General features: G+C 64.1%; 11 protein-coding genes. 6 read left to right on the forward strand and 5 right to left on the reverse strand.

What is annotated here, in order from left to right:
* Positions 1-6 precede the first annotated feature (6 nt).
* Positions 7-819: an ATP-binding cassette domain-containing protein gene (locus RBB39_RS01440; RefSeq protein ID WP_045993146.1), complete on the reverse strand. Its 813-nt coding sequence runs from the start codon at positions 817-819 to the stop codon at positions 7-9.
* Entirely contained in the window at positions 819-1,934 is a 1,116-nt protein-coding gene (locus RBB39_RS01445; protein ID WP_045993147.1) for an ABC transporter permease, read from the reverse strand. Before RBB39_RS01445 ends, RBB39_RS01440 begins: the two co-directional genes overlap by 1 nt.
* Positions 1,935-2,253: 319 nt before the next feature.
* Here RBB39_RS01445 and iolG point away from each other — a divergent pair, with 319 nt between their 5' ends.
* Positions 2,254-3,240: an inositol 2-dehydrogenase gene (iolG, locus tag RBB39_RS01450; protein ID WP_045993148.1), complete on the forward strand. Its 987-nt coding sequence runs from the start codon at positions 2,254-2,256 to the stop codon at positions 3,238-3,240.
* A 24-nt stretch (positions 3,241-3,264) separates the two neighbouring features.
* Here the strand turns inward: iolG and RBB39_RS01455 are convergent, their stop codons facing one another.
* Positions 3,265-4,293, reverse strand: a complete 1,029-nt coding sequence (locus tag RBB39_RS01455; RefSeq protein WP_045993149.1) for a LacI family DNA-binding transcriptional regulator — start codon at positions 4,291-4,293, stop codon at positions 3,265-3,267.
* Positions 4,294-4,498: 205 nt separating this feature from the next.
* On the opposite strand from RBB39_RS01455, the gene RBB39_RS01460 reads away from it, so the two are divergent.
* A complete protein-coding gene (locus tag RBB39_RS01460; protein WP_045993150.1) occupies positions 4,499-5,440 on the forward strand; it encodes a sugar phosphate isomerase/epimerase in 942 nt (313 codons plus the stop codon).
* Positions 5,441-5,619: 179 nt separating this feature from the next.
* On the opposite strand, the gene iolB is transcribed toward RBB39_RS01460, so the two are convergent.
* Together iolB and RBB39_RS01470 are read right to left on the reverse strand one after the other, a co-directional pair.
* Complete coding sequence (gene iolB / locus RBB39_RS01465; protein WP_045993151.1) at positions 5,620-6,426, reverse strand: 5-deoxy-glucuronate isomerase; 807 nt, start codon at positions 6,424-6,426, stop codon at positions 5,620-5,622.
* Between the two features lie 85 nt (positions 6,427-6,511).
* On the reverse strand, positions 6,512-7,375 hold the full coding sequence (locus RBB39_RS01470) for a MurR/RpiR family transcriptional regulator (protein ID WP_045993152.1): 864 nt from the start codon (positions 7,373-7,375) through the stop codon (positions 6,512-6,514).
* Between the two features lie 404 nt (positions 7,376-7,779).
* Here RBB39_RS01470 and RBB39_RS01475 point away from each other — a divergent pair, with 404 nt between their 5' ends.
* The 4 genes from RBB39_RS01475 (at position 7,780) to iolD (ending at position 13,803) form a co-directional block, all read left to right on the forward strand.
* Positions 7,780-8,613 carry a TIM barrel protein gene (locus RBB39_RS01475; RefSeq protein WP_045993153.1) on the forward strand — a complete coding sequence of 278 codons (834 nt, stop codon included), beginning with the start codon at positions 7,780-7,782 and terminating at the stop codon, positions 8,611-8,613.
* 131 nt (positions 8,614-8,744) lie between these two features.
* Complete coding sequence (locus RBB39_RS01480) at positions 8,745-9,653, forward strand: sugar phosphate isomerase/epimerase family protein (RefSeq protein ID WP_045993154.1); 909 nt, start codon at positions 8,745-8,747, stop codon at positions 9,651-9,653.
* A 260-nt stretch (positions 9,654-9,913) separates the two neighbouring features.
* Entirely contained in the window at positions 9,914-11,830 is a 1,917-nt protein-coding gene (gene iolC, locus RBB39_RS01485) for a 5-dehydro-2-deoxygluconokinase (RefSeq protein ID WP_045993155.1), read from the forward strand.
* A gap of 110 nt (positions 11,831-11,940) precedes the next feature.
* Positions 11,941-13,803: a 3D-(3,5/4)-trihydroxycyclohexane-1,2-dione acylhydrolase (decyclizing) gene (gene iolD / locus RBB39_RS01490; RefSeq protein WP_045993156.1), complete on the forward strand. Its 1,863-nt coding sequence runs from the start codon at positions 11,941-11,943 to the stop codon at positions 13,801-13,803.
* Positions 13,804-13,813 lie beyond the last annotated feature (10 nt).

Below are 13,813 nucleotides of genomic sequence, written 5' to 3' on the forward strand. Positions count from 1 at the left end.
CCCTGTTCAGGCCGCCTGGCCGTTGCCGTCGGCGCGCTGAAATTCTGCAAGCTCGGCGTCCAGGCTCTCGAGCTCGGCGCCACCGGCCATCATGTTGAGCACTTCCTCACGGCTGACCTCGTCCTTGCGGAAGGTGCCGAAGCTGGAGCCGCGCTTGAGGATGGTGAAGGCGTCACCCACCGGATAGGCGTGGTGCACGTTGTGGGTGATGAAGATGACCGCCAGGCCATCGGCGCGGGCCTTGGCGATGTAGCGCAGCACCACCGAGGCCTGCTTGACCCCGAGCGCCGAGGTGGGCTCGTCGAGGATCAGCACCTTGGCGCCGAAGTACACCGCCCGGGCGATGGCCACGCACTGGCGCTCGCCACCGGAAAGGGTGCCGACCGGCTGAGCCGGATCGCGCACATCGATACCGATCTTGGCCATCTCTTCCTTGGCGACGCGATCGGCGAACGTCCAGTCGACGCGACGGGTCGGTCCCCAGCCCCTGGTAGGTTCGCGGCCCATGAAGAAGTTCCGGGTGATCGACATCAGCGGGATCATCGCCAGATCCTGGAACACCGTGGCGATGCCGGCATCGAGGGCATCCGAGGGCGAGCTGAAGTGGGCCTCCTTGCCGTCGACCAGGAACTCGCCGTGGGTCGGTACGTGGACCCCCGAGAGGGTCTTGATCAGGGTCGACTTGCCGGCGCCGTTGTCACCCAGCAGGCACATGACCTCGCCGGAGTGAACCTTCATGGAGATGCCGCTCAGGGCGATCACGCTGCCGAAGTGCTTGGCTACGTCGCGCATTTCGATCATCGGGACGGGAGCGTTCATTACTTGGCCTCCAGCGCCTTGCGACGCACGTAGTTGTTGAACAGCACCGCGATCAGCAGCATCGCGCCGAGGAATACCTGGAACCAGTCGGTGTTGACGCCGGTATAGAAGATGCCCATCTGCACCATGCCGAAGATCAGCGCACCGAAGCTGGCGCCGATGGCGGAGCCGTAGCCGCCGGTGAGCAGGGCGCCGCCGATGACCACCGCGATGATCGCCTCGAGCTCCTTGAGGATGCCGCGGATGGAGTCGGCCGAGCCGGTGTCCATCACCTGCAGGGCGGCGAACACGCAGGCGGCGAAGGCGGTGAACATGAACAGCACGATCTTGACCAGATTGACCGGGACACCGACGTTGCGTGCCGCTTCCTTGTCGCCGCCGCAGGCGAAGATCCAGTTGCCGAAGCGGGTGAACAGCAACACCCAGGTGGCCAGCGCGGTCAGGCCGAGCCACCACACGATGGAGACCGGGATGCCGCTGACGGTGGGATTGCCGGCGAAGTTGGTACCGATCACGCCGATCTCGGACAGCCAGAGGAAGAAGCCCTCGCCGACCTCGCCGCTGAATAGCGCCGCGAACCAGTCGTTGCCGATGACGTCATGGACCCCGCCGATCTGAGTGCGATCCGCCATCAGGCGGGGAATGCCGATAGCCACCCCGCGCAGGATGAACAGAAAGCCCAGGGTGACAATAAAGGAAGGCAGTCCGGTCTTGACCACCAGCCAGCCGTTCAAGGCGCCGATCGCCAGGGCGCAGCCGAAGGCGAAGGACAGCGCCGCCCAGATGGGCCAGCCGTACTGCACCGCAGGGATAGCGATCAACATGCCGGCGAAGCCGATCATCGAACCGATCGACAGGTCGAACTCGCCACCGATCATCAACAGCGCCGCCGCTACGGCCAGGATGCCGAGCTGGGCAGAGACTTCGAGGAAGTTGATGACCCCGGCGCCGGAGAACATGCCGGTGCCCGAGGCAACCAGGGCGAAGAACACGATGACCAGCAGGGCGCCGGCGACGGAGCCGAACTCCGGTCGGTGCAGGGCTTTCTTCAGCGGACTGACGTGGGCAAGACGCTCGTCCTTATCTTGGCTGGTGGGAGAGGCGGTGGTGCTCATGGTGACTCCTTGTGAGGGTCGTCTTGTTGTAGGGGCGGAGACGTCCGCAGTGTTGATGGACGTGTTTCGAACTCGCGGACGGATGTTTCGATTCGTCGTGTTATGAAATGTAGATTCCAAGGGAGAAATTAACAATTCAAAAATTCTATACTTTGGTCTATGCGGAATGTTTGTTCCTTTTTGCGTAGGCTGGGCAACAGGCTTGGGGGCTGCCGGGGTCTCACTGTCGATCGACGATTGATCGTGGTAATCCCGTTCGCCTGAAAGCCACCAAGGCATACCCCTTCGCGGCAATGCACATGGATACAAGGAGCAGACGATGAAACTGGCATTGATCGGAGCAGGAAGGATCGGCAGGGTGCACGCACTGTCCATCGCCGCCCACCCCGAGGTCACGTTGGCGGCGGTAGTGGATGCCTATCCCGAGGCCGCCGAGACCCTGGCGCGGGACTTTGGCTCCCGGGCTCGGGACATCGATGACGTGTTCGAGGACCCCGAGATCGACGCCGTGCTGATCGCTTCCAGCACGGCGACCCATATCGACTACCTGGAGCGCGCCGCATCGGCGGGCAAGGCAATGCTGTGCGAGAAGCCCATCGCCCTGGATCTGGCGGCGTCACGGGCGACCGCCGAGCGTGTGGCGCAAAGCCTCTGCGCCTTGGCCTTCAATCGTCGCCATGACCCGCAGTTTTCGGCGCTCAAGGATCAATTGGGGCAGGGCCGCATCGGCAAGCTGGAGACGCTGGCGATCACCAGTCGCGACCCCGAGCCGCCGCCCCTCGAGTACGTCAAGGGGTCAGGTGGGCTGTTCCGCGACATGATGATCCACGACTTCGACATGGCCCGCTGGCTGCTCGACGAGCCCATCGTCAGCGTCCACGCCAGCGGCAGTTGTCTGGTGGACCCGGCCATCGGCGAGGCCGGGGATGTGGACAGCGCGGTGGTGGTGATGAAGACGGCCTCGGGGCGCTTGTGCACCATCAGCAATTCTCGGCGCGCGGTATACGGCTACGACCAGCGCATCGAGGCCTTCGGCAGTGACGGCATGTTGCAGGCCCAGAACGAGTGCGACACCCGACTCAAGTTCGTCGGCAAGCAGGGCCAACTGGAGGAAGCGCCGCGCTGGTTCTTCCTCGAGCGCTACGCCGAGGCCTATCGCCGCGAGCTTGACGATTTCTACCAGAGCTGGCGGGAAGGCCGCGCGCCCCGCGCCGGTATCACGGATGGTGTCGAGGCGTTGCGGTTGGCCGAGGCGGCGGATATCTCACGTCGCGAGGGGCGCACGGTCTACGTCGAGGAGGTGTGAGCCCCGGGGCTCTGGGCTTGTGACTCAATCTTTTCCAGCAAAGCGATGAGAGTCACGCACCACCAGCCGGCCTGGGAGCAGCGTTGGGTCACCAGGGATACGTCGATCGAGCAGGTGTGTGATGGCGCTGTCCACCACCGCATCGAGGTTCGGCTGGTAGCTTGTCAGACGGTAGCGCGGTGAGGCGGCCAGCTCGATATCGTCGAAGCCGACGATCGCCAGCTGTCCGTCGAGGCCGGCCTGGTGCAGGGCATCGAGGGCGCCGATGGCAAGGATGTCGTTTTCGCAGAACAGCGCATCCAGGCGCTGTGCCGCCGGTGTCCTTTGCAGGTAGTCGTGCATCGCCTGATACCCCAGAGCGTGGCGATAATCCGTGGCAGCCAGCGTGGCTGCCAGGGTCAGGCCGTGATCCTCAAGCGTCTGGCGATAGCCGTCGAGACGGGGCAGTCGTGATCTGCCGCTGTCGGGGCCGGCCAGATAGCCCAGCCGTCGATGACCTTCGCCGAGCAGCAGCCGGGCGATTTCGGCGCCAGCCGCATGCTCCTGAATTGCCACGATCTGCACCCCGTCCACCTCGGTGGTACGAAACAGCTGCACCAGTGGCACGTGCTGGCGCTCTGTGGCAAAGCGCACGATGTCCTCGCTCAGCACCGTGCCGAGAAACAACAGCCCGTCGACCTGGAAGCGCTCGGCGATATCGAGCAGCTCACCGGAGCGCACCGGTGGTGAAATATTCAAGAGTATCGACAGCTGGCCCCGCTGTTGCAGCGCCAGGGTGGCGGCATTCAGCATCGCCTGGGTATGCGGGTTGGCGAATTGATCGACGACGACGCCGATCAGTTGAGTGCGTCTTGTGGTCAGGCTTCGTGCCAGCAGGTTGGGGCGATAGCCCAGGGCTTCGGCGGCCTCCATCACGCGCTGTCGGGCATTCTCTGAGATCGAGGCGCCGGGAGTGAAGGCCCGCGACACCGTCCACTTGGAGACACCGGCCCGTTCGGCCACCTGGGCGGAGGTCACCTTGCGACCTTGGTCGCGATCGGAACGAATATTCATCGATGCTCCTTGACGGAATTTTTCATTCCATACTAGGCTCGTGCTGGCCTATTTGCAACCGGTTGCATCGGGTCGGATGACGGTGTTGACCCTCTTGAGGTGTTGGCATAGGTCGCCGTCGGAAGAGCCCTTTGTGCCCGCGCCGCCGCCGATGCGTCCACCCAAGCAACGGCGAAACCACACAGCCATATGACAGGACAATGCCATGAAGCTCTCCATCTGTACCGATGTGATGGCGGACCTCAGCTTTACCGAGATGCTCGACAAGTGCGTGGCGCTCGGGGTGGAAGGTATCGAGATGACCGGTGGTGGCTGGTCGCCGGCGCCACATTTTCGTGCCGACGAACTGCTCGCCGATAGAAGCCTGCTGGCCTCACGCCTGAAGGAGATCGACGCCCGGGGACTGAAGATCGCCGCCTTGAACTGTTCCGGCAATCCGCTCGACCCGGGGGAACTCGGCGAGCGCCACCGAGGTGAGATCGAAAAGACCATCCGGCTCGCCGGTGAGATCGGGGTCGAGCGCATCGTCACCATGTCGGGCCTGCCGGCGGCGGCGCCGGGGGACAGCGTGCCCAATTGGCTCGTCTACACCAAGAGCTGGCCCGATGAGATGCCCGAGCGCGATCGGTACCAGTGGGAAGACTGCGCCTTTCCCTACTGGCACGGCCTGGTGAGGCTGGCCGATGAGGTCGGTGTCGAGCGATTCGCGCTGGAAAATTTTTCGGCGATGCTGGTGTGGAACCCCCAGACCCTGTTTCGCCTGCGTGACGAGGTCGGGCCCAAGGTCGGCATGAACCTGGACCCTTCGCACCTGTTCTGGAAGGGCGCCTGCCCGATCGCCGCGGCCAGGGCACTGGGCGATGCCATCCACCACTGCCACGGCAAGGATACCCGCATCGAGCGGGGGCTGGCCGATGTCAACGGTCTGCTCGAGCTCGCCGAGGTCACCGACGTCGCCAATCGCGCCTGGAACTATGTGGCGGTGGGGGCGGGACATGATCTTCAGTGGTGGAAGGAGTTCTTCTCGGTGGTGCGGATGCAGGGCTACAACGACTGGGTCAGCCTCGAGATGGAGGACTTCACCATGTCCACCGAGGCCGGTATCCAGTCGTCGATCGACGCGCTGAAGCAGACCATCAGTCGTTAGCGATATGAATATGCTGGTCAAGGCTGCTGCCAAGATGGCCTGTCCGCGGCTGGCGGAAAAGGGAAGCGATGCACCATAAAAAAGCCCCGCCGGTGGCGGGGCAAAGAGAGAGACGTTCCTTGGTCCGCCGATGACGCCAGCCCTTACCTGGGCTGCCGGAATCGGCGGAGTTTGTACGGCTACTGTTGCTGCACGATCCACTCGTGTTCAGGGTCGTTCTTGAACTTCCATTCGCGCTTGGGACCGGCCATCACGTTGAGGTAGTAAAGCTCGTAGCCGTGAGGTGCACCCACCGGATGGTAGCCCCGAGGCACCATCACGCAGCAGCCATTGTCTACCGCCATGGTCTCGTCCAGCGAGCGGTCATCGGTGTAGACCCGCTGAAAGGCGAAGCCCTGGCTCGGATTCAGCCGGTGGTAGTAGGTTTCCTCGAGGATCGACTCCTCGGGCAGATTGTCGACGTCGTGCTTGTGGGGCGGATAGCTCGACCAGTTGCCTGGCGGTGTGTAGACCTCGACCACCAGCAGGCCGTCGGCGGGTTCGGTCTCCGGCAGGATGTCGTGGATATGCCGAGTGTTGGTGCCGCCGCCGCGGGTGGAGCACTTGACCTGCTGTGGCGCGATCAGCCTGGCCTTGTGGTTGCCGTGGCCCGGTGCGCTGCACACCGCGATCTCGAGATCGGTCAGTGCCTCGACCTCGAAGTCCGCTCCATCGGGCAGGTAGACCGAGTAGGGTGGCACCTTGTCGAAGATGTCCATGCGCTCGCCGATGTCCTCCCAGCGTTCGCCGGCGCCGGCGACGGTGGCACGTCCGCTCAACAGCACCAGGCAGTGTTCGCGAGAGCCGGTCTCGCCGCTCAGACGCTGGCCCTTTTGCAGCCGGTGGACACGAAAGCCGACGTGGTCCCAGCCAGCGGATTGCGGGGTGACTTCCAGCACCTTGCCGTCGGCGTCGGGGCTCTGGGGGCGTACAAGAAGCGATGTCATGGACAGGATCTCCTGTTGGTGGCCTGCCCGGTCGCGCAGGGCGCGGGGCGTGGGCGGGCCAGAGTGTCGAGGGGCGAGCTGGCGGCTAGCCCGAGGCAGGGGCCTCGGGAGACGAGCCCTTGTCGGCGGCGCTGTCCTGGCGCACGCCCAGGGCGATGGCCATGCTCTGGGCCAGGCACAGGGTGGCGGTGAGGCCGCGGAAGCTCTTCACTTCCGCTTCCTGTACCACCAGGGTCACGTCGGCGACGCGGGCCAGCGGGCTCAGGGTGGAATCGGTGATGGCAACCACCGGCACGCCTTTATCACGGGTCTGTTCGGCTACTTCGCGGGTTTCCGATGCGTAGGGCGAGAAGCTCACCGCCAGCAGGGCGTCGCGGGGACCGATGGCCCGTGCCTGTTCCTGATGCATACCGCCCAGGGCATTGATCAAGAAGCAGCGTTTGTCGACGTGGTTGAGTGCGTACTGCAGGTAGCTTGCCACCGGGAAGGTGCGGCGCATGCCCATCAGGTGCACCGCCTCGGCGCCTTCCAGAAGGTCCAGCGCGCTCTCCAGCTGACGCGGGTCGGTACGCCCGGGGAGTTGCTCGAGCATTTCCCGGTTGGCGTCGGCAAATTCCCACAGCAGTTGAGAGCCGCTGGGGGTTTCACCGGTGGCGGAGCGCACCGCGTGGATGCGCTCTGAGTAGTTGGGCAACTCATCCACCAGGCGTGAGCGAAACAGCTTCTGCATGTCCGAGAAGCCCTTGAACCCAAGGCTGTTGGCAAAGCGAATCAGCGTGGACGGCGTGACGCCCGCCTGCTCGGCCAGCCTCGCCACGGTGGAAAAGGCTACTTCCTGCGGGTGATCGAGCAGAAAACGCGCCGTCTGCTGCAGGCGACGGCTGAGGTCGGGGTACTGCTCGGTGATCTGCGCTTCCAGCGCGCTGAAATCCTGAGGTAGCTCTGCCATGGCGGTTCACTCGGTTGCAGGGTGTTGCCCAGCGTTGGCCGTCGTCTGGGATCACCCTAGTCAATTGGGAATAAAAATTCCATTTATGCTTTAGTATAGAACGTTCGAATGGAACGTTTCATTCAGTGCCAAGGCTATCATTGTTCCCCTGGAGGGGGAGGGTCGCCTTGTACTTTGGTCGACAAGTTGCGGCCACGCCGTCGGTCTTAGTGGGCTAGAAGCCGAGCCCAGATGATTGATTAGCGGGAAAAAGCCACAATCAGCTGAATGCCAAGGCACTAGAGGAGGAAACATTCCCTCTATTTGACCTTGGGAATTTTTGTTCTAAAGTGCGACCTAACCGGTTGCAAAACAGTTCTGATGTGACGTTTCCGGCACCTTCTTCTCGGCTCAGGGAGCGCCCCATGCCATCTCGATCACTGCACTTTGCCCTTAACCATATGGTCTGTCCTCGCTACTCCATCGAGCAGCTGATGCGCCTGGCCGTCGAGCTCGGCATCGACGCGGTGGAGCTGCGCAACGATGTCGGCGACAACAGCCTGGCGACCCTCGAGCAGGCCGTTGCCGCCGGAGAGCTGGCCCGGGAGCTGGGTCTGAGCGTGCTCAGCGTCAATGCGCTGTATCCGTTCAATGTGTGGGACAAGGAGCGCGCCGTTCAGGCCGAGCACCTGGTCGAACGGGCAGCGGCGGCGGGCGCCCGGGGGCTGGTGCTGTGTCCGCTGGTCGCCACGCCCGAAGATGCACCAACAGCCACCGATGTGACCAAGGCGCTGGTGGAGCTGGGGGCAATCCTGGATCGTCACGGGCTCGTGGGGTTCGTCGAGCCACTGGGCTTTCCTGACTCGTCGTTGCGACTCAAGGCTGACGCTGTGGCCGCCATCGACGAGGCCGTCGCCATCCTGGGGCCATCGGAGCCGGCGCGCTTTTCGCTGGTGCACGACACCTTTCACCATCGAGGGGCCGGTGAAGAGTCACTGTTCGCCGCGCGCACCGGCCTGGTTCACCTGTCCGGCGTCGAGGATCCGACGCTGACCTTCGACGCCATGCTCGACGGCGACCGGGTGCTGGTGGGTGAGGGCGATCGCCTCGACAACGTCGAACAGGTGCGTCGCCTGCTCGCCGATGGTTATCGCGGTTACCTGTCCTTCGAGCCCTTCGCCGAGTCGGTACACGCGCTGCAGGATCCGGCGGATGCCCTCGCGCGCAGCATTGACGTCATCCGCGATGGAGTGGCCTGAATCGCCGCCGTGACCGCCACATCCATCGAGGTTGACCACGCTGCGATCCGCCCGTGTCGTGCTGAACGCCACCCACCTGGTTCAGTGACAACGTCCTGAACCTGAGCGTGAACAATGATAAGGAGACTTCCATGAAAATCGCCCTCGACCCCTTCATGCATCGCCACGTGCCCCTGGAAAAGCTGCCGCGCCTGGCCAAGGACCTGGGATACGACTATCTCGAGCTGTCGCCCCGGGATGACTTCTTCGACTGGTTCGTCCACCCCCGGGTGTTCCCGTCCCGCCTGCGCTCCTTCAAGCAGGCGCTCAAGGACAGCGAGGTCGAGATCGCCTCGCTGCTGCCGATGTTCCGCTGGGCCAGTCCCCACGAGGACGAGCGCCAGGCGGCGGTGAAGTACTGGAAGAAGGCCATCGAGGTGGCGGTGGAAATGGGTGTGGACACCATGAACTCCGAGTTCGGTCGTGGCCCGCACCCCGAGCGTGGCAGTTGCTCAGCCTGCTGCCATGGCGGCGCCACCACCGAATCCAGCGAGGCCGCCTGGTGGCGCTCGATGGAGGAGCTGGTACCGATCTTCGAGCGCGAAGGCATCCAGCTCAACGTCGAGCCACACCCGGATGACTTTGTCGAGACGCTGCACCCGGCGGTGGACATGATTCGTACCATCGACTCGGACAACGTGAAGTTTCTCTACTGCGCACCCCATACCTTCCACTTTGGCGATGACATGGCGCAGATGATCCGTGACAGCGCCCCGGTGCTGGCCCACGTCCACGTGGCGGATACCTTCAATCACAAGGGATCGTCGGGGCTGCGCTACATCATCAATCCGCCGGGCTCCACCGCACGCATCCACCAGCATCTGGATATCGGCCAGGGCGAGATCGACTGGGATCTGTTCTTCAAGACGCTGGCCGAGGTCGGCTTCGACGGCATCATGACCGCCTGTGTGTTCGCCTGGGAAGAGCGCGCCGAAGACTCCTCGCGCTTTATGCGCCAGGAGATCCAGCGCTACGTCGATACCTACTTCAACCCACGCTGAGGCTCGTCCTGGCCGCGCTACCTCCACGCCCTGTCCGACGCCACCGGGCGGGGCGACTTGCCGCCCGGTAGCGTAACGGCAGGCTCCCGTGCTTCCCGGACACTGCTACGACCAAAGATGAACTGAATCGGCTGTTCCAGAGATTGAACGAGTGGAATATCAGTTCTATCATGGATTCAAATAGAACGAACAATCCAAAGTCGTCGGGACGCCCGTCACGGGCAGAGCACGGCTTATCGTGACCACACCAGGGTGACGCCATGACCACCAACAAGACGCTGGACCTAATCTGCCTGGGCCGAGCGGCCGTGGATTTCTACGGCGAACAGATCGGCAGCCGGCTCGAGGACATGTCGTCCTTCAACAAGTACCTCGGCGGCTCGTCGGCCAATATCGCCTACGGTACCGCTCGCATGGGGCTGAAGTCTGCCATGCTGACGCGGGTCGGCGACGAGCACATGGGGCGCTTCGTACGCGAGGAACTGGCCCGGGTGGGCGTGGACGTCAGTCAGGTCATCACCGACCAGGAACGACTCACCGGTCTGGTGATCCTGGGCATCAAGGATCAGGACACCTTTCCGCTGATCTTCTATCGCGACAATTGCGCCGACATGGCGATCAGTGCCGATGACATGGATCCCGAGTTCATCGCCTCCAGTCGGGCGCTGTTGATCACCGGTACCCATTTCTCCACCGACGGCACCTATCAGGCCAGCAAGACCGCCATCGAATACGCCAAGGCGGCCGGCACCAAGGTGATTCTCGATATCGACTATCGTCCGGTGCTGTGGGGCCTGACCTCGCTGGGTGACGGCGAGACCCGCTTTATCTCCGATGATGGTGTCAGCGCCCACCTGCAGACCATTCTGCCGGACCTGGACCTGGTGGTCGGCACCGAGGAAGAGGTCCACATCGCCGGTGGCAGCACCGACACCATCACCGCGCTCAAGCGCATTCGCGAGCTGAGCGATGCCTCCATCGTGCTCAAGCTGGGGGCGCAGGGCTGCACCGTGCTCGACGGTGAGATTCCCGACAGCGAGTCCGAGTTCGAGGTATTCACCGGGGTACGTGTCGAGGTGCTCAATGTGCTGGGTGCCGGTGACGCCTTCCTCAGCGGTTTTCTGCGCGGCTGGCTCAACGGCGAAAGTCATGAGCAAAGCTGTGCCTACGCCAACGCCTGCGGGGCCCTGGTGGTCTCCCGCCACGGCTGTGCCCCGGCGATTCCCAGCAGCGAGGAACTCGACGACTACCTGAGTCGCGCCGAGGATATCCCGCGTCCCGACCTGGACACGCGGCTCAACCACCTGCACCGGGTCACCACCCAGCGTAGCCCGACGCAGTGGTCGGATCTGTGCGTGCTGGCCTTCGACCATCGCAAGCAATTCTACGACATGGCCCGGGAGGTCGGCGCCGACCCTGGAAGGATCAAGACGTTGAAACGGCTGCTGGTGCAGGCGGCGGAGCAGGGCGCCGGACATATCGGTGACAGCCAGATGGGCGTGCTGATCGACGACACCTACGGTCAGGATGCACTCAACGACGTGACCGGGCGCGGCTGGTGGATTGGCCGCCCGGTGGAGTTGCCGAGCTCGCGTCCCATCGAGCTGGAAGGCGGGCGCAATATCGGTGCCCGACTGGCCGCCTGGCCTCGCGAGCACATCGTCAAGTGCCTGGTGTTCTACCACCCGGAGGACCAGCTCGACCTGCGCCGCACCCAGGAGCGCCAGGTGGTGGAGCTGTATGACGCCTGCCTCCGGACCGGGCACGAGCTGCTGCTCGAGATCATTCCGCCCAAGGATCAGCAAAGCGATGACGATACCTTTCTCAACGCCATGCAGCGCTTTTACAACCTCGGCGTCTATCCCGACTGGTGGAAGCTGCCGCCGCAGACCCCCGCGGCCTGGGAGCGCATCAGCGTGCTGCTGGCACGACGGGCCCCCCACTGTCGCGGCGTGGTGATGCTGGGGCTCGATGCGCCCCTCGAGATGCTCAAGAAGGGCTTCATGGACAGTGCCGGGTTCGACGTGTGCAAGGGCTTCGCGGTGGGGCGCTCGATCTTTGCCGAGCCCAGCCGTCGCTGGCTCGCCGGCGAGGCCGACGACCAGGCGCTGATCGACGATGTCGTCGCCAATTACCGCGAACTGGTGGACTGCTGGAAAGAACGCCAGAGCGTCTGAACGAGAATGAGCGAAATGGGGGTGAGCGTGGTAGCGCTCCCAGACCATGACCAAGATAACGATAATCCGGGTCCTCTCAGGACCCGGCAGCCATCTCCGAGAGCATTGCCATGTCCACGATTCGACTGACCATGTCCCAGGCGGTGATCCGCTACATGCAGGCCCAGAAGGTGAACGTCGCCGGCCAGATCAAGCCGCTGTTTCCCGGCGTCTGGGCGATCTTCGGCCACGGCAACGTGGCTGGTCTCGGCGAGGCGCTGTATCAGGCCCGTGAGACGCTGCCGACCTACCGCGCCCACAACGAGCAGGCCATGTGCCACGCCGCCATTGCCTTCACCAAGACGCTCAATCGGCGCCAGGTGATGGCCTGTACCGCCTCCGCCGGTCCTGGTTCGGTGAACATGGTAACCGCGGCGGCGGTGGCCCACGTCAATCGACTGCCGCTACTGCTGCTGCCGGGCGACACCTTCGCCACGCGCAAGCCCGATCCGGTGCTGCAGCAGGTCGAGAACTTCCACGACCACACCCTGACCTCCAACGACTGCTTCAAGCCGGTGAGTCGCTTCTTCGATCGCATCACCCGGCCGGAGCAACTGCTGACGTCGCTGCCCCAGGCGATGCGGGTGCTGACTGACCCGGTGGAGTGTGGTCCGGTGACTCTGGCGCTGCCCCAGGACATCCAGACCGAGGCCTACGACTACCCCGAGCACTTCTTTGCCGAGAAGGTACACCACCTGCGCCGTCAGGCCGCCGACCCGCGCGAGCTCGACGAAGCCATCGCCTTGATCCGCTCGGCCGAGCGACCGCTGCTGGTGGCCGGTGGCGGCGTCCACTACGCCGAGGCGCTGGCTGAGCTCGACGCCTTCGTCAGCCGCTACCAGGTGCCAGTGACCGAGACCCAGGCGGGCAAGGGCGCGCTGCCCTGGGACCATGCCAGCAACGTCGGCACCCTGGGTGTGACCGGTTCAGCCGCCGCCAACAGCTTGGCCCAGGAAGCGGATCTGATCATCGCCGTGGGCACCCGGCTTGGCGATTTCGCCTCTGGCTCCCGGGCGCTGATCAACCCCGAGGCGAAGATACTGTGTCTCAACGTGGCCTCCTTCGATGCGGTCAAGCACTACGCCCAGCCGCTGGTGGGCGATGCCCGCCTGAGCCTTGTCAGCCTGAAGGACGGGCTCGAGCAGGGCACCGCCCCGTGGCGGCCGGCCTCGTCCTGGAGCGAGCGGGCGGCCGCGCTGCGCGATGACTGGAATGCCACCGTGGAACGGGTGACCCAGGATCGCGGCACCGGGCTGCCCTGTGACGCCGAGGTGGTGGGGGCGGTCAACCGCGCCGCCGGCGAACGCGACATCGTGGTGTGTGCCGCGGGGGGGCTGCCGGGCGAGCTGCAGAAACTGTGGCGTACTCGCTTCGATCGCGGCTACCACATGGAATACGGCTACTCCTGCATGGGCTACGAACTTGCCGGAGGCCTCGGCACCAAGATGGCGCTGCCCGATTCAGAGGTGTTCGTGATGGTCGGTGACGGCTCCTACCTGATGATGAACTCGGAGATCGCCACCTCGGTAATGCTGGGGCACAAGATCATCGCGGTGGTGCTCGACAATCGCGGCTATGGCTGCATCCATCGACTTCAGCAATTCTGCGGCGGCCCCGGCTTCAACAACCGGCTGGAGGACTGCCTGAGCGTCGAGGCCGGCGCGCCCAAGACCGACTTCGCCGCCCACGCCGCCGCCCTGGGCGCCAATAGCGAGAAGGTCGCCAATATCGCTGAGCTTGAGCAGGCCCTCGAGCGCGCCAAGGCGTCCGACATCAGCTATGTGATCGCCATCGACACCGATGGCCTCAACGACACCAAGGAAGGTGGTGCCTGGTGGGACGTGGCGGTGCCTGAAGTCTCGCCGCGTCAGGAGGTGGTGGACGCCCGCGAGCGCTATCAGTCCCACAAGGCGCGTCAGGCCAGAAATCTCTAGGCCCGAGTCC

This window comes from Halomonas sp. MMSF_3323 (assembly GCF_030733595.1).
Taxonomy (GTDB): Bacteria; Pseudomonadota; Gammaproteobacteria; order Pseudomonadales; family Halomonadaceae; genus Halomonas; species Halomonas litopenaei.

Bases quoted from the DNA above. Each gene is read 5' to 3' on its own strand.
- RBB39_RS01475 (WP_045993153.1), top strand. From the start codon at position 7,780: ATGCCATCTCGATCACTGCACTTTGCCCTTAACCATATGGTCTGTCCT.
- RBB39_RS01460 (WP_045993150.1), top strand. From the start codon at position 4,499: ATGAAGCTCTCCATCTGTACCGATGTGATGGCGGACCTCAGCTTTACC.
- RBB39_RS01440 (WP_045993146.1), bottom strand. From the start codon at position 819: ATGAACGCTCCCGTCCCGATGATCGAAATGCGCGACGTAGCCAAGCAC.
- RBB39_RS01480 (WP_045993154.1), top strand. From the start codon at position 8,745: ATGAAAATCGCCCTCGACCCCTTCATGCATCGCCACGTGCCCCTGGAA.
- iolB (WP_045993151.1), bottom strand. From the start codon at position 6,426: ATGACATCGCTTCTTGTACGCCCCCAGAGCCCCGACGCCGACGGCAAG.
- iolC (WP_045993155.1), top strand. From the start codon at position 9,914: ATGACCACCAACAAGACGCTGGACCTAATCTGCCTGGGCCGAGCGGCC.
- RBB39_RS01445 (WP_045993147.1), bottom strand. From the start codon at position 1,934: ATGAGCACCACCGCCTCTCCCACCAGCCAAGATAAGGACGAGCGTCTT.
- RBB39_RS01455 (WP_045993149.1), bottom strand. From the start codon at position 4,293: ATGAATATTCGTTCCGATCGCGACCAAGGTCGCAAGGTGACCTCCGCC.
- RBB39_RS01470 (WP_045993152.1), bottom strand. From the start codon at position 7,375: ATGGCAGAGCTACCTCAGGATTTCAGCGCGCTGGAAGCGCAGATCACC.
- iolG (WP_045993148.1), top strand. From the start codon at position 2,254: ATGAAACTGGCATTGATCGGAGCAGGAAGGATCGGCAGGGTGCACGCA.
- iolD (WP_045993156.1), top strand. From the start codon at position 11,941: ATGTCCACGATTCGACTGACCATGTCCCAGGCGGTGATCCGCTACATG.